Raw genomic sequence first — 23,004 nt, 5'->3', positions numbered from 1 at the left:
TCACAAAACATTTACACAGGTAAAAGTACCCTTTTAAAAGGTATATTATGGATTTTTTATCTTTACATCTAACTCTTTTTACCATAATAAAGATCCTCTTACATTTTATTAAAAAAATGCGTGAGAGGTTTTTTAGATTTGTATATAATAGTAGTAAAGAAAGAGGGGAAAGCATGAGCAATTTACAAACAGAATCACAGCAAGAACTTGAAGAGACGATGGAAACATCAGAACCTAATGTCACAGCTGAAACAGAGAGAACTCTTGATCACGTTTCATATTTCGGATACAGCCTTTTGCGTGACGTGTTAATTCCAGAGCTTCTTGGAGACGAAACGAATACCATTTCATACTGGGCAGGAAAACACCTTGCGCGGAAATACCCATTAAATACAATGGATGAAATCGTCGCTTTTTTTAAAGCAGCTTCCTGGGGAACACTGACGCTTGCAAAAAAAGATAAATATTCACTAGAGCTTGAGTTATCAGGTGATGTGGTCAGCAAAAGATTTCAGCAGGAAACTTGTTCGTTTCATCTTGAGTCAGGATTTGTGGCTGAACAGATTCAGCGGCAAAACAACTGCCTAACAGAAGCCTACTTAACACATAAAGAAAAGAACGGAAAAGTGCTGATTTCCGTGCAGTGGGACCGAAAAGATATTTTACCTACCGAAACACGCGCGGAGCGTTATAAAAAGTAAAAAATACGTATATATAAAAGACGTGGAGATACCACGTCTTTTTTCTCTTCTTTATACTTGCACTGCCTGCTGTTCTTCTAGTTCGAATGCTACGTGAAGCGTCTCAACTGCTTTTACCATATCAGCATGCGGTACAACTGTAGATACTTTAATTTCAGACGTGCTGACCATCTTCACTTCAATTTTCTCTCCTGCCAGCACTTCAAACATTTCAGCTGCAACACCTGGGTTTGAAATCATACCAGATCCGACAATCGACACTTTAGCCAGACCGCTTTCATGTTCGATACGCGTATATACTAAAGTAGATTTATATTCTTTTAAGACAGCAAGAGCAGCTTCTACGTCTACGGTTTTAATAGAAAATGAGATGGATAGACGATTATTAGCCGTTACGTTTTGAATAATAATGTCCACATTTAACTGTTCTTTTGCTAATGCTGTAAAAATAGTAGAAAGAGTTTGTAACTCATTGTTTAACCCTTCAATTGTCACGCGTGAAATATTATCTTCAAACGCAATTCCTCTTACGACTAAGTTTTGTTCCATTGAAACTTCCTCCTCAACAATCGTTCCATTCTCGTTTTCTAAGCTTGAACGCACTTCTAGCGGTACCTGATAATTTTTTGCAAACTCAACAGCGCGCGGATGCAGCACCCCTGCTCCCAAATTAGCTAATTCTAACATTTCGTCATATGAAATAGAGTGAAGCTTACGGGCATCTTCTACATAGCGCGGATCTGTCGTAAACACTCCTGTTACATCTGTATAAATATCACATTTTGCAGCTTTTAGCGCCGCGGCAAGAGCTACTGCCGTCGTGTCAGAGCCGCCTCGACCTAATGTTGTAATGCTTCCATCTTCTGAACAGCCTTGGAATCCAGCTACTACTACAATTCGTCCGCTATCTAACTGACGTTGAATACGAGTTGTATCAATGTGCTGGATTCGTGCATTGCTATGAACTGCTTCCGTCTGGATGCCAGCTTGCCAACCTGTTAGCGAAGTTGCTTCATACCCTTTGCATTGAAGGGCCATTGTTAACAGGGAAATCGTCACTTGTTCTCCAGTTGTAAGAAGCATATCCATTTCGCGTTTGCTTGGACTGTCCGTAATATCACTTGCTAATTTCACCAGTGCATCTGTGGTTTTGCCCATTGCCGATACAACAACGACTACTTGGTTACCGCGCTCTGCTTCTTGAATAACTCGGTTTGCTACATGTTGAATACGTTCAACAGAACCAACAGATGTTCCACCAAATTTTTGAACGATTAATGCCATAATTTTGTTCATTCCTTTTCAATAAATTTGCATATGCAGGATGATGAGAAGCTAAATTTTTTTACTCAGACAATAAAAAAAGCAATGAGATGAGCTCTCATTGCTTAACGAACGAAAATTATAAAACATAACCGTCCACTGCCGTGAGATAGCTCTCCAAGAATCTACATCTTGACAATCCTACGTTTATTCAACGCAGAACCAGCAATCATTACTATGAGGTAATGTTCACTTCGGCAAATTTCCCTTTCCGCATCATTCATAAGGGCTCATACCCTTCCTGATACGTACTGATTAAATTTGCACCTCTATCTTCACTTCATTTGATGAAGTGTCGTATGAAATTAGTTAATAGCTTATCAAATATTTTCTATTATTTCAAGACTATTTTTGCAATGTTTCATAAATTTTTTCAGCAATGTTTTGAGGAACACCTGAATTTCGAATATCTTCAACCGTTGCTTCTTTCAATTTTTTCACCGAACCAAAATACTTTAACAAAGCTTTTTTACGCTTTTCTCCCACTCCCGGAATGTCGTCCAGAACAGACTGAAAAGCGGACTTAGAGCGCACTTGACGGTGGAAGGTAATCGCAAAGCGGTGAACTTCATCTTGAATTCGCTGAAGCAAATAAAATTCTTGACTATTGCGTTCAAGCGGTATGATTTGAGGAGGCTCGCCAATCATCAGATTCGAAGTTCTGTGCTTATCATCTTTGACAAGACCTGCTGTAGGCACTAAAAGTCCCAATTCATTTTCGAGAACATCCTGCACCGCAGCCAAATGCCCTTTACCTCCATCTACAACAATTAAATCTGGAAGCGGAAGACCTTCTTTTAATGCTCTGGAATACCTTCTGCGAACCACTTCTCTCATGGAACTGTAATCATCTGGTCCCTGCACGGTCTTAATTTTATATTTACGATATTCTTTCTTTTCCGGCTTCCCATCAACAAAAACAATCATCGCAGAAACTGGGTCTGTTCCTTGAATATTTGAATTATCAAATGCTTCAATCCGATAAGGAGCGGCAATTCCAAGCTCTTCTCCTAACCGTTCAACTGCGCCAACCGTGCGTTCTTCATCTCGTTCAATTAAATAGAATTTTTCACCGAGCGCAATTTTTGCATTTTTACACGCAAGTTCTACTAATTCTTTCTTTTTGCCTCGCTTTGGATGCTGAACCTCTACTTCTACTAATTTCTCAGCCAACTCTGCATCAATCGTTGCTGGAACCATCACTTCTTTTGGCTTAATATTTTTGGCATAAAACTGACCGATAAAAGTTAAGAAATCTTCTTCTGGCTCTTTATAAAAAGGAAACATAGAAACTTCTCGCTCAATTAATTTCCCTTGGCGAATAAAGAAAACTTGAACACACATCCAGCCTTTATCATAAGAATAGCCAAACACATCTCGATTAACAAAATCATTAAACGTTACTTTTTGCTTTTCCATTGTCGCTTCGATATGAGCAATTTGATCTCGATATTCTTTAGCCCGTTCAAAGTCAAGTTCTTCTGAAGCTTTTAACATTTTTTCAGTTAACTCTGTTTTGACATGCTCATATCCACCATTTAAAAACCGCGTGATATTTTCAATAATTTGTTTGTTTTGCTCTTCTTTTACTTCTTTTACGCAAGGAGCTAGGCATTGCCCGATATGGTAATACAAACAAGGTCTGTCTGGCATGGTAGAGCACTTTCTTAATGGATAAATGCGATCAAGAAGCCGCTTTGTTTCATTTGCAGCTTGAACGTTAGGATAAGGACCGAAGTATTTCCCTTTATCTTTTTTTATTTTTCTTGTAATAACAAGTCGGGGCTGTTTTTCAGCTGTAATCTTAATAAAGGGATAACCCTTATCATCTTTAAGCATGATATTGTATTTTGGATCATGCTTTTTAATTAAATTCATTTCTAAAATAAGCGCTTCTAAATTAGAAGATGTGACGATATATTCAAAATCGACAATGTCGTTTACAAGTCGAAGCGTCTTTCCGTCATGAGATCCGGTAAAGTAGGAGCGCACTCGATTTTTTAATACTTTTGCTTTTCCTACGTAAATGACCGTTCCATATTTATCTTTCATCAAGTAGCAGCCGGGCTGATCCGGTAAAATAGCCAGCTTTTCTTTTAAATAATCGTTCATATTTTTCTCCTTCCTCTTCTCTTACTCTGTCCATCTATACATTCGCTTATGAAGCGTAACCTACATTCTTTCCTGCCTTACAATACATGCACATAAGCCGGATTTATGGCGGTGTTCCTTACATCTAGTATAAAACAAACGAACGCATATTCGCTAAATAAAAGTATTCCCAAAAGAGAAAAAGTGGAGAAAAAGAAAAAACCTAGCCTGAGCTAGGTTTTGACTTACGCGTGTTTATTAATTAATTCTGTTAATGCTTCTTTTGGTTGGAAACCAACTACTTGGTCAACTTTCTCTCCATCTTTAAATAATACTAAAGTTGGGATACTCATAACACCAAATTTTCCAGCCGTTTCTTGATTTTCATCAACGTCTACTTTCACGATTTTAACTTTATCGTTAAGTTCGCCATCGATTTCTTCAAGAACTGGAGCAATCATTTTACAAGGGCCACACCATGGTGCCCAAAAGTCAACAAGCACTAGGCCTGATTTAATTTCATCTGTAAAGTTTTTATCTGTAGCATGTGCAATAGCCATTTTAATTCCTCCTAAATATATGCAATATCCAAATTCTACTCACAGTATATCACCTTCAAATAAGGTTTGCTAACTTTTTGCTTACATTTATACTGTTTATTCTCCGCTCTAGTTTGTACAATTCACATAAAAACATACGTAGAAAATTTCGTTTTCCATGAGGTTGAGACATAACGAAATGAATCCCATCTAAAGACGAACAAATAGTATACAAGAGCTGAACCGCTTGTGACACCGCAGTTGATTTCTGTGCAAGACTTCGCTTTCTGCAGGAGTCTTCGCCTTGCCCTCCAATCAACTGCTAGAAAGACCCACACACATGAAAGCTACGCTTACCCTAACAAAAAAACGAACCACTAATCAAATATCTTGATCAATGGTTCGTTTTTCACTTCGTCTAAAATACTTTTGTCCCAGCCTCTTACGCAGACTGTACTTTCAGCTTTTTAAATTCTTCCGTTAGCAGAGGCACCACTTCAAATAAATCTCCAACGATTCCGTAATCAGCTACTTTAAAAATATTCGCCTCAGGATCTTTGTTAATGGCAACAATAATTTTTGAATTTGACATGCCGGCCAAATGCTGAATGGCTCCTGAGATTCCGCAGGCAATGTATAAATCTGGTGTGACTACTTTGCCCGTCTGACCGATCTGAAGAGAATAGTCGCAGTAATCTGCATCGCACGCTCCGCGAGATGCCCCAACAGCTCCATTTAACACGTCCGCTAGTTCTTGGAGAGGTCCAAAACCTTCCGTGCTTTTTACACCTCGACCACCTGCAATCACGACTTTTGCTTCGGATAAATCAACTCCTTGCGTTGCTTTCCGTACAACTTCTTTTACAACTGTACGCAGGTTTTTGATTTCAACATTTAAATCCTCTACATCGCCTGTACGTCCCTCGTCTTTTGCAAGCGGTGAAATATTATTTGGACGAATCGTGACAAACGTAAAGGCATCGGTCATGATTTTCTTTTCAAATGCTTTACCAGAATAAATTGGGCGGGTGAAGACTACTTGATCCCCTCCAACTTCTACATCCGTCACATCGGAGATAAGTCCTTTGTCTAAGCGAGCTGCCAGTTTTGGCGCTAGGTCTTTGCCAAGAGCCGTATGGCCAAATACGATAGCTTCAGGCTGTTCACTTTCAATGATGGCTAATAACGCCTGAGCATAACCATCCGATGTGTAAGCAGCTAAATCTTCATGCTCCGTCACAACAACTTTATTCGCTCCGTACGCAATAAGCTCTTCACTTAAAGCTTTTACGTCCTTTCCTACTAACGCTGCAACAATTTCCCCACCGTCAGCTACAGTAGACGCTGCGGAAATCGCTTCAAACGATACGTTTCGTAATCCCCCATCACGTGCTTCTCCTAGAACTAACACTTTGCGTCCCATTGCAATACCCCCATTGTTTTGACTTTTGACTTATTAAATGACTTTTGCTTCTTTATGCAGTAAATTGACCAGTTCTGTCACTTGATCTTTTATATCTCCTTGTAATACGCGTCCTGCGTCTTTTTTCGGAGGCAAATAAATTTCAATTGTCTTTGTTTTTGCTTCTACATCATCTTCATCTAAATCTAAATCATCCAATTCCACTTCAACCAACGGTTTCTTCTTCGCTTTCATAATCCCTGGAAGAGATGGATAGCGAGGTTCGTTAAGTCCCTGCTGAGCTGTTACTAGAAGAGGAAGCGACGTTTCGATAACCTCGGAATCGCCTTCCACATCGCGTACAACAGTCACTTTTTCACCTTCGATATCCAATTTTGTAATCGTCGTAATATAAGGGATTTCTAACTGTTCTGCTACGCGCGGTCCCACTTGGCCCGAACCTCCGTCAATCGCTACGTTTCCTGCCAAAATCAAGTCAGGAGATTGTTCTTTTAAGTACTGTGCCAGCAGCCTAGAAGTCGTGTACTGATCGCCATCTTCTATGTCATCTTCCGTATTGATTAAAACCGCTTTATCTGCTCCCATAGCCAAAGCTGTTCGGAGTTCTTTTTCTGATTCTTCCCCTCCTACACTCACGACCGTAATCTCCCCGCCATGCTTTTCCTTTAGCTGAATAGCTTCTTCAACTGCATATTCATCGTAAGGATTAATAATAAATTCAGCCCCATCTTCAACAATTTGACCATTTTTTAATGAAAGTTTCTCCTCTGTATCGAATGTTCTTTTTACTAACACGTAAATATTCATTCAATTCCCCTCCTAAGCTTATTTTCCTAAAAATTTAGGCTGGCGCTTTTCAATAAAAGCAGCTACGCCTTCTTGAGCATCTCGGCTTTTGAATACGCTCCCAAAAAACTGCGCTTCTTTTTTAATGCCGCTGTAGTAAGCATCTGTTTTTACATGCTGAAGCAGCTGCAAGGTAGCTTTAACAGAGATTGGGCTTTTTTTGGCAATTTTTCTAGCAAGTAAAAATGTTTCATTGATAAGCTGACTTTCTTCAAAAGCTGCATTTGCCAATCCTAACTCCACTGCCTCGCTTCCGGATATTGGATCACTTGTCAGCATCATCTCACAAGCCTTATGAACTCCTACATAACGAGGCAATCGCTGAGTTCCTCCAAATCCTGGTATAATTCCTAACTGAAGCTCAGGCAAGCCCAGCTTAGCATTTTCCGTTACCAAACGGATATGGCAGCTCATAGCAAGCTCCAATCCTCCGCCTAAAGCAGCTCCATGAATAGCTGCAATCACTGGTTTTGGGTAATTTTCAATATACTCAAAGAGCTCTTGACCGTTAACAGCAAGCTTCTCGTATTCTTTTTCCTGCTGAAGTGATGTGAATTCTTTTATATCAGCCCCGGCACAAAAGAATTTCCCTTCACCTTTAATAACGATAACCCTTGTCTCTTTACTATCTTCTAAATGTTTTAAAACACTTGAAAGATCTTTTAATAAATCTTGAGACAAAGCGTTAGCAGGTTGTCTATTCAACGTAATGAAGCTTATTGCATCAACAGTTTCAACCTGGATAATCTCCATTTGTTTACGCCACCCTTTCTTTCTATTTTCATTACCTTGCGCTTTTCCCCTCGCAGGGGAGCAGCAGGCTCACTTACGATTATGAGCCGCTGCAGCCGTTTAATAGCAGGGAATGGACTTTATCTACCGATTCTATTAGACCATATCGATGATCGTTCATTACCCATGTTGTGACAGTTTCATCAATCGTTCCAAAAATCATCTGTCGCGCAAGCCGAATATCTATATTTTCAGAAAACTCACCCGTTTCGATTCCTGTCTGCAAAATAGAATCAATGAGAGTCAGATAATCTTTTAATACATCGTTAATTTTCAATCTTAAATCCTTGTTCGATTGACGCAGTTCGAGCTGTGTCACTGTAGCTAAATGATGATCCTCCGCTAGAAACGAAAAATGTTTGTCAATTAACACATGAAGTTTTTCTGCCGCGGTTTCAATTCCCGCCAGTTCTTCATAAATTTTTTCTACAAATTGTCCCATCTTCTCTTGAAACAAGGAAATCAAGACATCTTCTTTGTTTTTAAAATATAAATATATCGTACCGTCTGCAACTCCAGCCTGCTTAGCAATTTTAGAAACCTGAGCATTGTGGTATCCGTTTTCTGCTATTACTACTACAGCTGCATCGATAATCTGTTTATACTTTGGCTTATTTCTTCTCAATCTTATACGCTCCTTTAAAATATGAATGATTATTCATTCATATCTTTATAATAAAGAAACCGCAAGTATCTGTCAATTATGTTTCAGTAAAAAAAATCAAAGGCGACGATCGATTACGTCGCCTTTTTATGCTTTTCATTTTCTTCATCAATCAGCGCTCGTCGCAGAATCTTACCGACCGCTGTTTTGGGAAGCTCATTTCGAAATTCATAAAGGCGCGGAACTTTATAAGCAGCTAAATACTTTCTAGAAAACTCATTTAACTCTTCTTCAGTACATCTTACACCATTTTTTAATACAATGTAAGCCTTCACCGTTTCTCCTCTATATGGGTCAGGAACACCCACCACTACAGCTTCTTGAATTTTTTCATGCTCATATAATACTTCTTCAACTTCTCGAGGGTAGATATTATATCCCCCGGCAATAATAATATCTTTCTTCCGATCTACTACATAAAAATAACCTTTATCATCCATATAGCCAACATCACCTGTTAGCAACCATCCGTCTCGCATAACAGCCTCCGTTTCTTCAGGCTGCTTCCAATATCCTTTCATGACCTGAGGACCTTTAACCGCAATTTCTCCTACTTCGCTTACAGCAGCTTCTTTACCTGTTTCAAACGAGAGAATTTTGGCATCTGTGTCTGGCCAAGGCACTCCAATGCTTCCTGGTATTCTCTCTTTCCAAAGAAAATTAGCATGAGTAACAGGAGAGCTTTCCGTTAATCCATATCCTTCCACTAGTTTACCTCCGGTGAGCTTTTCAAACTGCTCCTGCACTTCCACAGGAAGTGGAGCCGAACCGCTCATACATGAATCAATAGAAGATAGGTTGTATTTTGCTAAACCAGGATGGTTTAATAATGCAATGTAAATTGTCGGAGCACCTGGAAATAAAGTAGGCTGCTGCTTATGAATGGTTTTGAGCGTCGTTTTTGCATCAAATTTAGGCAGAAGAACCATCTCATAGTTTTGCAAAACCGATAGAACAAGAACCGTTGTTAAACCATACACATGAAAAAACGGGATAATTCCAAGCACTTTTTCTTCTCCGTGCCTGCAGCGGTATAACCAATGTGAGCACATCGTTGCATTAGCTACCAAGTTTTTATGAGTAAGCATGACTCCTTTTGGAAAACCTGTTGTTCCCCCGGTGTATTGTAAAATCGCGATATCTTCGTCTGAAATTCCCTCAGCGTTACATACTGCGGGAGAGGATTCATTTATAATACGTTTAAATAAATGAGTAGTCTCCGTATGACTCACATCCACGCTTATCTTCTGCTGCTTGCGCTGAATAAATGGATAAATTATGTTTTTGGGAAATGGGAGATAATCTTGAATAGAGGTGATGACTACGTGCTTTATCTTTGTTAACGCTTTCATTTTTACTACACGCGGATATAGCAAATCGAGTGCAATAATCATGGTCGCTTCTGAATCATTAAGCTGATACTCTAACTCTCTTTCCGTATACAAAGGGTTTGTTTGAACGACTACTCCTCCGGCAAGAAGAACAGCATAAAAGGAAATGACAGCTTGAGGGCAGTTTGGAAGCATAATGGCTACTCTATCCCCTCTTTTTAATCCCAGTTTAATAAGGTAAGATGACAGCTTCAGAGAATCTTGATGCAGCTGGGAAAACGTCATTTTTTTCCCTAGAAAATAGATTGCGCTTTTTTTAGGATCCTTTTGAACTGCTTCTTCAAAAAGCTGTGCTAAATTTTTTTGTTCATAATGAAGCCTAGCAGGTATTTCATCTGGATATTGAGAAAGCCATATCTTTTCGGTGGATTCCACACGCATCCTCTCCCTCAAAAAAATAAAAAATTAGAATTTTCTAATTAAAATTATAGTTCATTCTTTTTTTAGATGCAATCGTTATTGAATGTTCTCTTTCCTACCTAATCACTCTTTCATCCTGCAGCGTAATAAATAAAAATTAGATTTACCCCTGTACATTATCCGAATCTTTTGTATATAATAAAAATTAGATTTTTTTAAGGAGCTGTATGAATTGACAACAACATTGACTAAAGGACCGTTTAAAGCAGATCACGTTGGAAGCTTTTTGCGTCCCGAGCGTATCAAGCAAGCACGATTACAAGTGGAAAACGGGGAAATGACAAAGAAGCAGCTTCGAGCAATTGAAGATGAAGAAATTCGTAAGCTCGTAGAAAAGCAAAAACAAATTGGATTAAAAGCCGTCACAGACGGTGAGTTTCGCCGTGCGTGGTGGCACTTTGATTTTCTGTCAGAGCTTGTTGGCGTAGAACTTTACGAAGCAGAGTCAGGAATTCAGTTTCACGGAGTCCAAACAAAAGCTCACGGTATAAAAGTGACTGGAAAACTAGATTTTAATCACCACTCTATGATTGAAGATTATAAATTTCTTCATCAAGCTGCTGGAAAAGAACATGTAGCTAAGTTCACCATTCCAAGTCCTAATATGCTGTTTTTCAGAGGTCATATTGAAGAGTCTGCTTACTCGGATACGGATGTATTTTTTGCTGATTTAGTTAAAACGTATCAAAAAGCCATTCAAGCATTTTATGATGCCGGATGCCGCTACTTACAGTTAGATGATACTGCGTGGGCAGTCTTTTTCTCAGAAAAAGGACAAGAACAAATCGCTTCAAAAGGTTTCACGCCCCAAGAATTACTGAAACGTTTTACGGATGCGATCAATGAATCCATTGCGCATAAGCCAGATGATATGGTCATTACAATGCATATTTGCAGAGGGAATTTCCAGTCTACTTATACAGCAAGCGGCGGTTATGAAAATGCGTCAAAAGCTATTTTCAGTCAGTTAAACGTAGATGGACTATTTTTAGAATTTGATGATGAACGCTCAGGAGGATTCGAACCTCTTCGACATGTAAAGCGAGATGATCTTCAGATTGTCCTTGGTCTTATCACATCAAAATTTGGAGATTTAGAAGATCCTGAAGCAGTGAAAAAAAGAATTGCTGAAGCGGCAGAATTTGTTTCTCTTGATCAAATTTGTTTAAGTCCCCAGTGCGGATTTGCTTCTACAGAAGAAGGAAATTTACTAACTGAAGAACAGCAGTGGGATAAAGTAAAGCACGTGATTTCAATTACTGAAGACGTATGGAAGTAATCATTAAAAAAGCTGACCTGCTTTAAGGTCAGCTTTTTTGCTGTCATCATAATGTTAGGAAAAGCTATATAGATAAATAGATAAGACCAATAAGCATAAACACTCCGCATAAAACGAGTAAAATTTTCGCTAACTTCTCCATGACTCTCTCCTATCCTATCCCTGCTCCTATTACATAGGACATACCGATTGAAATAACAAGTGAAATAAACCCAACGGCTCTGTTATCTTGTTCAATTTCATCATCGATTCGAAATTTTGGCGTCAAAAATTCGAAAATAAAATAGCTGACTAGTAAAAGAACGAACCCATATATTCCCCATCCGAGCATTCTTAACAAGTTGTCATTATGCTCAATCGAATAGCGAAAAATATTAGCTAATCCAAATATCTTCCCACCTGTTGCCATCGCAACAGCCATATTTCCTTTTTGAATCTCTTCCCAATTCTTATACTTAGTAACGAGCTCAAACACAACAAGAAAGACGACAATGCTCAAGACAACCACGCTGTAATAAGCGGCAGATTCAATATACGGGTCTTTCCAAAAATCCCTCATTTTTGCATCACTCCTAATTTATATTACACTTGACGTAATGAACTGACAGGTCTCTTTCCTTTACTTGTATCGTTCTTAAAAGACATAGAAAACCCAGCATAGTCCATGAGCCATGTCGGATTTTCTATCTTCATATATGCTTGTTCAGCGCATCGACTGACACTTTTATTTCAGCGTTCTTTTATTTAAATTCCACAACCGTAACGCCAGAACCTCCTTCAGAAGCCTCTCCGAAACGAATATTTTTAACAGAACGATGATTTTTCAAATATTCCTGTACGCCTTTACGAAGAGCTCCAGTTCCTTTACCGTGGATAATCGAAACGCGCGGATAGTTGGCTAACAAAGCATCATCAATATATTTTTCAACTCGAATCAGCGCATTTTCATAGCGCTCTCCTCTTAAATCCAGTTCTAGATTTACGTGATAATCTTTTCCCTTTACCGTAGCAAGCGGCTTTGTTTCTACAGGTTTTGGGGAACTGATATATTCGAGATCTTTTTCTTTCACCTTCATTTTCATGATCCCCATTTGTACTTGCCATTCATTATTGCTTACTCGTTCTACAAGCGTTCCTTTTTGTCCCCAGCTTAAGACTTTCACTTCATCTCCAGCTTGAAGAGTGCGCTCTTGTTTTTTCGGCGCAGCTGGTTTCTTTTTACTTTTTTCAAGAGTTGGAACTGCATCTTCTAGACGCTTACGCGCTTCAATCAATTCATGCTCTTTTACAAGCGCATGATTTTTTTGACTCATTTTACGCAAATCGCTAATGATTTTCTCTGCTTCTTCAGATGCTGCTTTAACTGTGGCTTGAGCTTTTTCTTCAGCTTTTTCGTACAGCTTATCTCGTTTTTCATTAAACTCAATAATCTGACTCTGTAACTCTTTATGAAGCTTCTGAGCCTCTTTTCTTAGCTCTTCAGCTTCTTCTAGCTCGTGTTCAGACTGACGGCGGCTATCTTCAAGAGAGGCAATCATATTTTCTACTTTATTTGTTTCTGAGCCAATATAGCCTTTGGCACGTTCAATTACTTCAGCACTTAAACCTAAACGTTTTGAAATCTCAAAAGCATTGCTTCGGCCCGGTACACCAATCAGCAGCTTGTAAGTAGGGCTCAATGTTTCAATATCGAACTCTACGCTAGCATTGACCACTCCTTCACGGTTATAGCCGTACGCTTTTAATTCAGGATAGTGAGTAGTCGCAACTACGCGAGCGCCTCTTTCATATACTTGATCTAAAATCGAAATCGCAAGCGCTGCACCTTCTTGAGGATCCGTTCCTGCTCCCAATTCATCGAACAAGACCAGACTTTCGTGATCTACTTTTTGTAAAATATCTACAATGTTGACCATATGAGATGAAAAGGTACTCAAACTTTGTTCAATCGACTGCTCATCTCCAATATCAGCAAATACGTGCTTAAACACAGCCATTTCCGATCCATCCAGCGCAGGAATCTGCAAACCTGCTTGAGCCATTAACGTAAATAATCCAAGTGTTTTTAACGTTACGGTTTTACCGCCGGTATTTGGCCCTGTAATAACGATAGATGTATATTGATCACCTAGCTCAATATCATTCGCAACGACGTCTTCCTGTGCAATAAGAGGATGTTTTGCCTTCACTAACTTAATATAGCCTCGGTCGTTCATTTTAGGTTTTGAAGCTTTTAGCTCATGGCTATAGCGCCCTTTAGCAAACATGAAGTCCAGCTCACCTAACAGATACACGTTTTGACGGAGTTCATTTGCCACTTCCGCTACCTGAACGGTTAAAGCAATGAGAATACGCTCAATTTCTTGTTTTTCTTTTACTTTTGCTTCTTGAAGCTCATTGTTTAACGTCACAATCGCCTGAGGCTCAATAAATAAAGTTGCTCCAGATGAAGACTGATCGTGCACAATGCCTCCATACGCACTGCGATATTCTTGCTTAACAGGAATAACAAAACGTTCGTTTCGAATGGTAACAATTGCATCTGACAACATTTTTTGAGCGGACGAGGAGCGAATAAGGCTCTCTAGCTTTTCGCGAATACGAGACTCCGTTGAGCGAAGTTTTTGACGAATGCCTCTTAGCTGGTCGCTTGCACCGTCTAGCACTGTACCATTCTCATCAATACTCATTTTAATTGTTTGTTCTACCTCAGGAAGAGGCATTAGTTTTTCGATATGTTCAGTTATAATTGGAAGCTGTAAATCTTCGTCTTCCACTACTTGCTCGATAAATTGCTTGACTTGTCTTGCAGCATAAATAGTGCTTGCTACATCAAGAAGTTCATTAGAGCTTAGCGTTCCCCCAATTTCAGCGCGCTTCACGCTAGATCGAACGTCAAAAATGCCCCCTAGCGGTACGTTGCCACGCAATCGCAGCACGGTTGTAGCTTCATCTGTTGCTTCCTGCCATTTGACTACTTCTTCATACTGAGTCGAGGGAATCAAATTCGCTACTTTTTCTCGGCCTAAAGAAGAAGCTACTTTTTTCTGAAGCTGTTCCTTAACTTTATTAAACTCTAGTACATGAAAAATACGTGATTGCAAAACTGATTCCTCCTGTTGCTTATTTATGTCGATTTAAAAAGGCGGTTAATTCTTTGAGACTATACGTATTTAATACCGTTTCTGGTTTAAGCCAGCCTTTAATTCCCGTAGATATTCCAATTTCCATATGCTCTAGCATGTCTAGATTGTGAGCATCTGTATTAATAGCAATTTTAACTCCTGCCTCTTGGGCTTTTTTTATATGCTCAGCCGCTAAATCTAAACGGTTTGGATTCGCGTTTAGTTCAAGAGCCGTTTTTGTTTCTTTAGCTAATTCAATTAGCATATCAATATCTACATCATATCCGTTGCGGCGACCAATCAAACGACCCGTCGGATGAGCGATTAAATCTACATGAACATTGTTTAACGCTTGCTTTAAGCGATTCATAATTTCTTCGCGTGATTGCGAAAAACTAGAGTGAATGGACGCAATAACAAAATCTAGCTCAGCTAGCATTTCATCATCATAATCAAGTGTTGCATCAGGCAAAATATCCATTTCAATTCCTGCTAGTATTGTAAAATCATCGAACTGTGCGTTTAAACGATTAATTTCTTCACGCTGTTTACGAATGCGTTCAGGCGTTAGACCGTTAGCTACTTTTAAATACTGAGAATGGTCTGTAATCGCCATGTACTCATAGCCTCGCGCGCGACATGCTTCCGCCATTTCTTCAATCGAATACGCCCCGTCGCTCCACGTGGAGTGCATATGCAAATCACCTTTTACGGCACCGTAGGTCACAAGCTTTTGAGGCTTTATAAATGCATCTACTTCCGTTCCATCTTCACGAAGTTCCGGCGGAATAAAAGAGAGCCCAAAATGTTCATAGAATGCTTGTTCAGACTCAAAAGTCATGACTTCGCCTGTCTCCGCATTTTCAACGCCATACTCGCTAATTTTTTCACCGCGTTCTTTTGCTAATTGACGCATACGCACATTATGATCTTTTGATCCTGTAAAATGGTGCAGCGTTGTGGCAAACGCTTTATCTTCTACAAGACGAAAATCCACAGACACATCGTACTCATAGGCTAACGTTACCGATACTTTTGTATCTCCATTTGCAATGATATCCTTCACATTTGGCAGCGATACTAGCTGTTCACGGACAGCATGAGGCTCAGCTGTTGAAATAATAAAATCAAGATCTTTTACGGTTTCCCTCATGCGGCGAATGCTCCCTGCTTGAGAAAAACGCTCAATGCTATGCATATGTTTAAGGGCTTCTAAAATGTCTTCCGCTATTGGAAGCATAAAAGCAAGAGGCAAACGATCAGGACGCTTCCCAAACTCTTCAATAGCAGCGATAATTTTCTCTTCTGTCTTTTTACCAAAACCGCTTAGTCCCTGCACTCGATTTTCCATACAGGCCTGATGCAGTGATTCCATATCTCGAATATCTAGCTCTTTATATAATTTAGCGATTTTTTTACCTCCAAGCCCCGGCAGCTTAAGCAAAGGAATAAGTCCTTCAGGAACTTCTTGCTTTAGTTCTTCTAATACGCTTGACTCATTTGTTTCCATATACTCTGTAATGACTGCAGCCGTTCCTTTTCCAATCCCTTGGAGCTTTGTAAAATCCTCAATCTCTGTCAGCGTTCTTTCGTCCGTTTCTAGCGCTGCAGCTGCTTTTCGAAAAGCAGAAATTTTAAAAGGGTTATCTCCCTTTAATTCCATATATGTAGCAATTGTTTCTAACAATTTAATAATATCCTTTTTATTCATCTCTTTTCACCAGCCTATTATCATAATAACGAAACTTTCAAAAACATGATGAGTGACATATTTACTCTCTCAAATTTTCATATAGACATACTTTTATCCTCGTGAAAACCGCAGATTAGACTGCGATAAAAAAAGAGGGTATCTCAAAAGTATTATGACACTTTCGACACACCCTCTCAACAAGCTATTGTAATTTCATTACATTACACCATACTGAGTCCACAAATCTTGAATCGCAGACGATAAGTATGGAGTATTTTGTACGATATTGATTGCAATTGAAGACTGTTGAATTGGCGTTTGAATTTCACTTACAGGAATCACGGCTCCAATGTATAACAAAATAAAAACGATGATATACACTTCAACGAATCCAAGTGCACCTCCGCCCCATTTATTTAACTGGCGCAGAATTGGCAGTTCGGTTAAAGCCGTTAAAACAGAGCCTGCAAGGCGAAGTACAATGTGAGTAGCAAAAAATAAAATCGCAAATGCAATCATTCGATAAAAAGCGTCTTCTATCGTTCCAGAATCAAATACAAACGATGCGACACTTTGCTGCTGAATATTGTCCGGAAACGGAATCAACAAGCGAAGTCGGCTTGCCAAATCTCCACTAAACATATAAGCGACGATAAACGAAACCGCAAAACTGACAATATGAATGAGCTGCAAAATAAATCCTCTTTTAAGACCTGTTACAAAGCCTAAAAGAAGCAATATAATTAAAATGATATTAAGCATTGACTCAGTCATTCCTCTTTTCCATAAAGTTTTTGTTCAAGTCTCTCATAGTCTTCTTTCAGTTTTATATATTCGTGTACAGCATTCACAGCTGTTAATACTGCTAATTTATTGATATCTAAAGAAGGGTTTTTAGTACTGATTTCACGCATTTTTTCATCCACTATAGAGGCGACAAGTCGAATATGGCTTGTACTTTCGCTACCGACGATGCTGTACTGCTGACCAAAGATGTCAACTGTCGCACGTGTTTTATCTTGTCTTGACACGAGAAAATCCTCCGTTCCACGAAAAATCCTAATCCCTATCATACCACGAAGAAGACTTCAATGGAAACATATCTATATTTAAGCTATCATAAGGGATAGTGCTTATAAAGTAAACTAAAATCCCCCGAAAGGAGTGAAGCATTATGTCACATGCTGTTATTAAGGTATCAGCTGATCAAATAGCTAAAATGAAGCTTCATTACACATCCTATTTGCAGCCCAAACTGCCGCAGGGAAGTATGTTTGCGGCTAAAACTCCCGGCTGTTCTATCACTGCGTACCGCTCTGGAAAAGTACTTTTTCAAGGAAAAGAAGCTGAAACAGAAGCGGCTAAGTGGGGAGGCTCTTTAGATGCTGCGAAAAAGGCTCCTGTCTCCCACCTCCCATCAAACTTCAGCTCACTATCGGTCATCGGTTCTGACGAAGTAGGGACGGGAGATTATTTTGGTCCTATGACCGTAGTTGCTGCCTATGTTCAAAAAGAGCAGCTTCCTTTGTTAAAAGAATTAGGAGTACGAGATTCAAAAGAGTTAACGGATGCTAAAATTATTGAAATTGCCAAGCAGCTTGTTTCGTTTATTCCCTATAGTTTGCTTGTTTTACATAACGAAAAGTATAATGCATTTCAAGAAAAAGGCATGTCACAAGGTAAAATGAAAGCTCTGTTACACAACAAAGCTTTATCCAACGTGTTAAAAAAATTGGATCCTGAAAAACCCGATGCCATTTTAATTGACCAGTTTGTCGAAAAAAACACCTATTATAAACACGTGGTAAAGGAAAAAGAAATTATCAAAGAAAATGTCTTTTTCAGCACAAAAGGAGAAAGCATTCATTTATCTGTAGCTGCTGCTTCCATTATTGCCAGATACGCATTTTTAAAACAAATGGATTTGCTGACGGAAAAGACCGGGATGGTTATTCCTCGCGGAGCTGGCGCACAAGTTGATATCGCCGCTGCTAAAATCATTAAGAAACATGGCGTGAATGCGCTGAACTCTTTAGCTAAAATTCATTTTGCTAATACAGAAAAAGCTTTAAAATTAGCTAAAAAATAAGAGATGTGGAAATCCACATCTCTTTTCTTATTCTTATGAACGAAGCGTTGCACCAAATTCTTTTTCTACAGCTTCTAACACTGCACCATGTGCTTTTGCTACTTCTTCATCAGTTAATGTACGTTCAGGATCTAAGTAACGTAAAGAGAAAGCTACAGATTTCTTGCCTTCTTCCATACGCTCTCCTTCATATAGATCAAATACCGTCACGTCTTTTAAAAGTTCTCCGCCCGCCGCATAGATGACGCGCTGAACTTCTCCTCCAAGAACGTTTTTATCTACAACAAGTGCAATATCACGAGTAATAGATGGGAATCTTGGAATAGCTGAATAACGAACTTCTTCGACATCTGCAGCTAATAGCTCTTGAAGGTGTAATTCAAATACGTATGTTTCACGAAGACCATATTGTTTCTGAGCAACAGGATGAACTTGACCTACGTATCCAATTTCTTTTTCATCTAACCATACAGCCGCTGTACGTCCAGGGTGCATACCGTCTTTTTTAACGGGAGCATATGAGATTCGTTTCTCCAAACCAAGCTGTGCAAATAACCCTTCTAGTACACCTTTAATCACATAGAAATCAACGACTTTCTTTTCACCTTGCCAGCCGTGAGCATGCCACAGACCCGTGATTGCACCAGCTACGCGCTCCTGCTCATCCGGTAATTCTCCTTCACCTTTAGATAAGAACACTGAGCCTGTTTCGTATAGCGCAATAGAATCCGACTGACGAGCATTATTATGCTTCACTGCTTCTAGCAAATGAGGCACTAAGCTTTGACGAAGGATGCTGCGATCTTCACTCATCGGCATTGCTAAACCAATCGTACTTGTTGCATTTAGTGCAAACTGAGTAGCTTTTCCAGCGCTCGTTAACGAATATGTTGTTGTTTGTGCTAGTCCCGCACCTTCTAAGAAACGGCGAACTTTACGGCGTCCAAGCTGATACTCTGTTAGTTTTCCTGGAGTTGCCACTGTTACAGGAAGCGTTGTAGGAAGGTTGTCATAGCCATACATACGCGCTACTTCCTCGACGATATCTTCTTCAATTGTAATATCGCCTCTACGAGTTGGCACTGTTACAACAATGGTTTCGTCTTCCACTTTGTTTTCAAATTGAAGACGGTTCATAATGTCTTGTACTTCTTCCATTGATAGCTCTGTACCAAGCACATCGTTAATACGTCCAAGTGACACAGCTACAACAGCAGGTTCCACAGTTAGTGTATCCACTTCTACAGTACCACTTACCACTTCACCTGAAGCGTATTCAGCCATTAATTCTGCTGCGCGGTCAGCAGCTACACGCGTACGGTTAGGATCAATTCCTTTTTCAAAACGAGCGCTTGCCTCACTGCGAAGACCGTGGTCTTTTGAAGCTTGGCGAACCGTTAAGCCTTTGAAGTAAGCTGATTCAATGAGAACATTTACCGTATCGTCTTTTACTTCGGAGTTCGCTCCGCCCATTACACCTGCAAGAGCTACCGGCTCACTTCCGTTTGTAATGACAAGCTGATTGCCTTTTAATACGCGCTCTTGGTCATCAAGTGTTACAAACTTCTCGCCTTCTGACGCGTGACGTACAACAATTTCTTTTGAACCAAGACGATCATAGTCAAAAGCATGCAGAGGCTGGCCGTATTCAAGCAAAATATAGTTGGTAATATCAACAACGTTGTTATGAGGTCGAATACCAGCTGCCATTAAACGCGTTTGCATCCATAATGGTGACGGAGCAATTTTTACGTTTTTCACAACGCGCGCTACGTAAAGCGGATTGTCTTCTTTTGCCTCTACTTTAACGGAAATATAATCAGCTGCTTGCTCATCAGACGTTTGCACGTTTACTGACGGATACTTCACTTCACGACGTAAAATAGCAGCCACTTCATGTGCTACACCTAACATACTTAAGCAGTCTGAACGGTTTGGTGTTAGCCCTAGTTCTAATACTTCATCGTTTAAGTTTAATGCATCTAGTGCATCCGCTCCTACTTCAGCATCGCTTGGGAACACGAAGATGCCTTCTTGATAATCTTTTGCCACAAGCTTGCTTTCAATGCCAAGCTCTTGAAGAGAACAAATCATACCGTTCGATTCTTCACCGCGAAGCTTAGCACGCTTGATTTTAAAGTTACCTGGAAGTACAGCTCCCACTTTTGCAACCGCTACTTTTTGACCTTGTGCCACGTTCGGTGCCCCGCACACGATTTGAACGATTTCTCCTCCGCCAAGCTCTACTTGACAGCGGCTTAATTTATCAGCATTTGGATGCTGTTCACGTTCTACAACGTGACCAATTACCACTCCGCTGATGCCTTTATTTAAGCTTTCTACACCTTCAACTTCAATTCCACTTTTTGTGATTTTATCTGCTAACTCTTCTGCCGTTACGCCTGATAAGTCAACATACTCTTGTAACCAACGATAAGATACAAACATCGTAGTCCCTCCTTTATACTTGTTTAAATTGATCTAAGAAACGAACATCATTTGTATAGAAATGACGAATATCATCCACGCCGTGTTTTAACATAGCAATACGCTCTACACCGATTCCAAAAGCAAACCCACGATATTTAGTTGAATCGTATCCAGCCATTTCAAGGACATTTGGATGAACCATGCCTGCTCCTAAAATTTCAATCCAGCCTGTTTGTTTACATACATTACAGCCTTTACCTCCACATTTTGCACACGATACGTCTACTTCTACAGACGGCTCAGTGAACGGGAAGAAACTTGGACGAAGACGAATTTCACGGTCTGCACCGAACATTTTTTTCACAAATACTTCAAGCGTGCCTTTTAAATCGCTCATACGAATGTTTTCGTCTACTACAAGACCTTCAATTTGCATGAATTGATGAGAATGCGTAGCATCATCGTCATCGCGGCGGTACACTTTGCCCGGGCAAATAATTTTAACAGGTCCTTTGCCTTCATTCTTGTTCATAACACGAGCTTGAACAGTTGATGTATGCGTACGAAGAAGCGTTTCTTCCGTAATATAGAACGTATCTTGCATATCACGTGCTGGGTGACCTTTTGGCAAGTTCAGCGCTTCGAAATTATAGTAGTCCTGCTCTACTTCCGGTCCTTCTGCTACTTCATAGCCCATTCCTAAGAATAAATCTTCTACTTCTTCAACCACGCTTGTTAGCGGGTGATGCGTACCTGCTTTAACAGGGCGTCCTGGCAGCGTTACGTCGATTGTTTCTGAAGCAAGTTTACGCTCTACCTCGGCTGCTTCTAACGCCGTTTGTTTTTCTTCAATTTTAGATGCAATAGCTTCACGCACTTCATTTGCAAGTGCTCCCATTACAGGACGCTCTTCAGCTGAAAGTTTTCCCATACCGCGAAGTACTTCTGTGATAGGGCCTTTCTTTCCTAAATAAGCTACGCGTACGTCGTTTAATTCTTTTAAAGCACTTGCTGTTTCGACTTTTGCAATTGCTTCTTGTTGAAGTTCTTGTAAACGTTCTTTCATCACTTATTCCTCCTTTTAACGTAAAAAATGACAAATAAAAAAACCTCCTCCCAAAAAAGGGACGAGGATTAGTCGCGTTACCACCCTTGTTAACTATATACACAGACGTATACAGTTCACTTCATTCAAGTTAACGGAATCTCCGGAACACCTTTACATCTATGTAAGATGGTCTAAGTGTCAACTCAAGAGGTGAATTCACTTATTACATTTATAAAAATGCTTTCAGTCACGGCATTTTCTCCCTGCATAAACGGACATAAGCTACTGCTCTCTTTCATCGTTTTTTACATATGTAACTATTGTATTATTATAGTGAAAACACGTTCTCGATGCAACTACATTCCGCGTAAATAATAAAGTAAGATTCCAGAAGCGATGGCAACATTTAGCGACTCGCTCTTTCCATAGATGGGAATGTACAGATTCTGATCCGTTTGTTCCAGCACTTTCTCGCTTACGCCGTTTCCTTCATTTCCCACAACCAGCGCAAATTCGTTTGAAGGTTTTACGCATGTATAGACCTTTCCATTTTGTAACGACGTGCCGTAAACTGCTATTTCTCTTTCTTTTAACAGTGAAATCATTTCGAGTAAATCACCTTTTACAATTGGAAGGTGAAAAATAGCTCCTTGCGTTGAACGAACGACTTTTGGGTTGTACACATCCACGCTGCCCTCTCCAACGATAATAGCCTCCACTCCGGCAGCATCAGCGGTTCGAATAATCGTACCTAGGTTACCTGGATCTTGCACCGCATCTAAAAGCAATACTTTCTGTGCTGTATGAATGATTTCTGCATGCTTCGTTTGAAAACACACAGCGATAATTCCTTGAGGTGTTTCTGTGTCAGATAACAATTTAATTATTGCTTCGTTTACAACGGTTATTTCGATACCATCTATGTTCCACTGTGCTGGCACTTCAATCGATTCGCGTATAATTAGTTCCTTTACGCAATCCTTATTTTTGATAGCTTCTTCGACTAAATGAAAGCCTTCTACCATAAAAAGGCCCTGCTTATCACGGTCTTTTTTATTATGCAGCTTTTTCCACGCTTTTACCTGCGGATTTTTAACTGAATCAATTTGTTTCACAAACATAACTCCTTTATCTATACAAAAATAAATAG

At 39.7% G+C, this 23,004-nt stretch carries 20 protein-coding genes, 1 riboswitch and 1 other annotated feature; of the genes, 3 read left to right on the top strand and 17 right to left on the bottom strand.

Features of this window, described 5'->3' with window-relative positions; all coding sequences use genetic code 11:
* Nucleotides 1–173 precede the first annotated feature (173 nt).
* The gene (locus tag ACFX4N_RS20600) at nt 174–701 is read left to right on the top strand and encodes a YslB family protein (protein ID WP_013059401.1); all 528 of its coding nucleotides are present in this window, start codon (nt 174–176) and stop codon (nt 699–701) included.
* Nucleotides 702–752: 51 nt separating this feature from the next.
* Here the strand turns inward: ACFX4N_RS20600 and ACFX4N_RS20595 are convergent, their stop codons facing one another.
* The 9 genes from ACFX4N_RS20595 to ACFX4N_RS20555 all read right to left on the bottom strand — a co-directional run bounded on the left by ACFX4N_RS20595 (nt 753) and on the right by ACFX4N_RS20555 (nt 10,151).
* The gene (locus tag ACFX4N_RS20595) at nt 753–1,985 is read right to left on the bottom strand and encodes an aspartate kinase (protein ID WP_057274070.1); all 1,233 of its coding nucleotides are present in this window, start codon (nt 1,983–1,985) and stop codon (nt 753–755) included.
* A 141-nt stretch (nt 1,986–2,126) separates the two neighbouring features.
* A riboswitch (Lysine riboswitch) is annotated at nt 2,127–2,304 on the bottom strand.
* Nucleotides 2,305–2,369: 65 nt separating this feature from the next.
* Nucleotides 2,370–4,136, bottom strand: coding sequence for an excinuclease ABC subunit UvrC (uvrC, locus tag ACFX4N_RS20590; RefSeq protein WP_055992447.1), 1,767 nt, complete (start codon nt 4,134–4,136; stop codon nt 2,370–2,372).
* Between the two features lie 224 nt (nt 4,137–4,360).
* Nucleotides 4,361–4,675, bottom strand: coding sequence for a thioredoxin (gene trxA / locus ACFX4N_RS20585; RefSeq protein WP_013059404.1), 315 nt, complete (start codon nt 4,673–4,675; stop codon nt 4,361–4,363).
* 55 nt (nt 4,676–4,730) lie between these two features.
* The gene (locus ACFX4N_RS20580; RefSeq protein WP_080518351.1) at nt 4,731–4,973 is read right to left on the bottom strand and encodes a hypothetical protein; all 243 of its coding nucleotides are present in this window, start codon (nt 4,971–4,973) and stop codon (nt 4,731–4,733) included.
* A 123-nt stretch (nt 4,974–5,096) separates the two neighbouring features.
* Nucleotides 5,097–6,077: an electron transfer flavoprotein subunit alpha/FixB family protein gene (locus ACFX4N_RS20575; RefSeq protein WP_013085165.1), complete on the bottom strand. Its 981-nt coding sequence runs from the start codon at nt 6,075–6,077 to the stop codon at nt 5,097–5,099.
* Nucleotides 6,078–6,110: 33 nt separating this feature from the next.
* Nucleotides 6,111–6,884 carry an electron transfer flavoprotein subunit beta/FixA family protein gene (locus ACFX4N_RS20570; protein ID WP_016765685.1) on the bottom strand — a complete coding sequence of 258 codons (774 nt, stop codon included), beginning with the start codon at nt 6,882–6,884 and terminating at the stop codon, nt 6,111–6,113.
* Nucleotides 6,885–6,902: 18 nt separating this feature from the next.
* Nucleotides 6,903–7,676, bottom strand: a complete 774-nt coding sequence (locus ACFX4N_RS20565; protein WP_013059407.1) for an enoyl-CoA hydratase — start codon at nt 7,674–7,676, stop codon at nt 6,903–6,905.
* Between the two features lie 79 nt (nt 7,677–7,755).
* The gene (locus ACFX4N_RS20560; protein ID WP_013059408.1) at nt 7,756–8,340 is read right to left on the bottom strand and encodes a fatty acid metabolism transcriptional regulator FadR; all 585 of its coding nucleotides are present in this window, start codon (nt 8,338–8,340) and stop codon (nt 7,756–7,758) included.
* 113 nt (nt 8,341–8,453) lie between these two features.
* Nucleotides 8,454–10,151 carry an AMP-binding protein gene (locus tag ACFX4N_RS20555; protein ID WP_041816625.1) on the bottom strand — a complete coding sequence of 566 codons (1,698 nt, stop codon included), beginning with the start codon at nt 10,149–10,151 and terminating at the stop codon, nt 8,454–8,456.
* 211 nt (nt 10,152–10,362) lie between these two features.
* Between ACFX4N_RS20555 and ACFX4N_RS20550 the strand changes: the two genes are divergently transcribed.
* On the top strand, nt 10,363–11,469 hold the full coding sequence (locus ACFX4N_RS20550; protein ID WP_013059410.1) for a 5-methyltetrahydropteroyltriglutamate--homocysteine S-methyltransferase: 1,107 nt from the start codon (nt 10,363–10,365) through the stop codon (nt 11,467–11,469).
* Nucleotides 11,470–11,620: 151 nt separating this feature from the next.
* Here ACFX4N_RS20550 and ACFX4N_RS20545 read toward each other — a convergent pair whose 3' ends face one another.
* From ACFX4N_RS20545 to zapA, 5 genes are all read right to left on the bottom strand, one after another.
* Nucleotides 11,621–12,028, bottom strand: coding sequence for a DUF350 domain-containing protein (locus ACFX4N_RS20545; RefSeq protein ID WP_013059411.1), 408 nt, complete (start codon nt 12,026–12,028; stop codon nt 11,621–11,623).
* 181 nt (nt 12,029–12,209) lie between these two features.
* Nucleotides 12,210–14,573: an endonuclease MutS2 gene (locus ACFX4N_RS20540; protein ID WP_029320044.1), complete on the bottom strand. Its 2,364-nt coding sequence runs from the start codon at nt 14,571–14,573 to the stop codon at nt 12,210–12,212.
* A 19-nt stretch (nt 14,574–14,592) separates the two neighbouring features.
* Nucleotides 14,593–16,305 (bottom strand): DNA polymerase/3'-5' exonuclease PolX, encoded by a 1,713-nt coding sequence (gene polX, locus ACFX4N_RS20535; RefSeq protein WP_013059413.1) that lies wholly within the window; start codon nt 16,303–16,305, stop codon nt 14,593–14,595.
* A gap of 198 nt (nt 16,306–16,503) precedes the next feature.
* On the bottom strand, nt 16,504–17,061 hold the full coding sequence (locus tag ACFX4N_RS20530; protein ID WP_014458067.1) for a CvpA family protein: 558 nt from the start codon (nt 17,059–17,061) through the stop codon (nt 16,504–16,506).
* Nucleotides 17,058–17,318, bottom strand: coding sequence for a cell division protein ZapA (zapA, locus tag ACFX4N_RS20525; RefSeq protein WP_013059415.1), 261 nt, complete (start codon nt 17,316–17,318; stop codon nt 17,058–17,060). The genes ACFX4N_RS20530 and zapA overlap by 4 nt, the downstream gene beginning before the upstream one ends.
* A gap of 143 nt (nt 17,319–17,461) precedes the next feature.
* Here zapA and rnhC point away from each other — a divergent pair, with 143 nt between their 5' ends.
* Nucleotides 17,462–18,376, top strand: a complete 915-nt coding sequence (gene rnhC, locus ACFX4N_RS20520; RefSeq protein WP_192099955.1) for a ribonuclease HIII — start codon at nt 17,462–17,464, stop codon at nt 18,374–18,376.
* 33 nt (nt 18,377–18,409) lie between these two features.
* On the opposite strand, the gene pheT is transcribed toward rnhC, so the two are convergent.
* From pheT to ACFX4N_RS20505, 3 genes are all read right to left on the bottom strand, one after another.
* Complete coding sequence (gene pheT / locus ACFX4N_RS20515) at nt 18,410–20,824, bottom strand: phenylalanine--tRNA ligase subunit beta (protein WP_377262314.1); 2,415 nt, start codon at nt 20,822–20,824, stop codon at nt 18,410–18,412.
* A gap of 13 nt (nt 20,825–20,837) precedes the next feature.
* Nucleotides 20,838–21,872, bottom strand: coding sequence for a phenylalanine--tRNA ligase subunit alpha (gene pheS / locus ACFX4N_RS20510; protein ID WP_013059418.1), 1,035 nt, complete (start codon nt 21,870–21,872; stop codon nt 20,838–20,840).
* 54 nt (nt 21,873–21,926) lie between these two features.
* Nucleotides 21,927–22,162, bottom strand: a binding site (T-box leader).
* Nucleotides 22,163–22,210: 48 nt separating this feature from the next.
* Entirely contained in the window at nt 22,211–22,975 is a 765-nt protein-coding gene (locus ACFX4N_RS20505; RefSeq protein ID WP_155660679.1) for a TrmH family RNA methyltransferase, read from the bottom strand.
* Nucleotides 22,976–23,004 lie beyond the last annotated feature (29 nt).

It is taken from the genome of Priestia sp. YIM B13551, from assembly GCF_042787905.1.
In the GTDB taxonomy this organism is placed as follows: Bacteria; Bacillota; Bacilli; order Bacillales; family Bacillaceae_H; genus Priestia.
Note: the sequence above shows the minus strand (reverse complement) of the source record. Positions and strands in the feature narration are given on the sequence as shown.

Excerpts from the sequence above, each read along its gene's own strand:
- ACFX4N_RS20600 (WP_013059401.1), top strand. The coding sequence starts at position 174 with ATGAGCAATTTACAAACAGAATCACAGCAAGAACTTGAAGAGACGATG.
- ACFX4N_RS20595 (WP_057274070.1), bottom strand. The coding sequence starts at position 1,985 with ATGGCATTAATCGTTCAAAAATTTGGTGGAACATCTGTTGGTTCTGTT.
- uvrC (WP_055992447.1), bottom strand. The coding sequence starts at position 4,136 with ATGAACGATTATTTAAAAGAAAAGCTGGCTATTTTACCGGATCAGCCC.
- trxA (WP_013059404.1), bottom strand. The coding sequence starts at position 4,675 with ATGGCTATTGCACATGCTACAGATAAAAACTTTACAGATGAAATTAAA.
- ACFX4N_RS20575 (WP_013085165.1), bottom strand. The coding sequence starts at position 6,077 with ATGGGACGCAAAGTGTTAGTTCTAGGAGAAGCACGTGATGGGGGATTA.
- ACFX4N_RS20570 (WP_016765685.1), bottom strand. The coding sequence starts at position 6,884 with ATGAATATTTACGTGTTAGTAAAAAGAACATTCGATACAGAGGAGAAA.
- ACFX4N_RS20565 (WP_013059407.1), bottom strand. The coding sequence starts at position 7,676 with ATGGAGATTATCCAGGTTGAAACTGTTGATGCAATAAGCTTCATTACG.
- ACFX4N_RS20555 (WP_041816625.1), bottom strand. The coding sequence starts at position 10,151 with ATGCGTGTGGAATCCACCGAAAAGATATGGCTTTCTCAATATCCAGAT.
- ACFX4N_RS20545 (WP_013059411.1), bottom strand. The coding sequence starts at position 12,028 with ATGAGGGATTTTTGGAAAGACCCGTATATTGAATCTGCCGCTTATTAC.
- polX (WP_013059413.1), bottom strand. The coding sequence starts at position 16,305 with ATGAATAAAAAGGATATTATTAAATTGTTAGAAACAATTGCTACATAT.
- ACFX4N_RS20530 (WP_014458067.1), bottom strand. The coding sequence starts at position 17,061 with ATGACTGAGTCAATGCTTAATATCATTTTAATTATATTGCTTCTTTTA.
- rnhC (WP_192099955.1), top strand. The coding sequence starts at position 17,462 with ATGTCACATGCTGTTATTAAGGTATCAGCTGATCAAATAGCTAAAATG.
- pheT (WP_377262314.1), bottom strand. The coding sequence starts at position 20,824 with ATGTTTGTATCTTATCGTTGGTTACAAGAGTATGTTGACTTATCAGGC.
- pheS (WP_013059418.1), bottom strand. The coding sequence starts at position 21,872 with ATGAAAGAACGTTTACAAGAACTTCAACAAGAAGCAATTGCAAAAGTC.
- ACFX4N_RS20505 (WP_155660679.1), bottom strand. The coding sequence starts at position 22,975 with ATGTTTGTGAAACAAATTGATTCAGTTAAAAATCCGCAGGTAAAAGCG.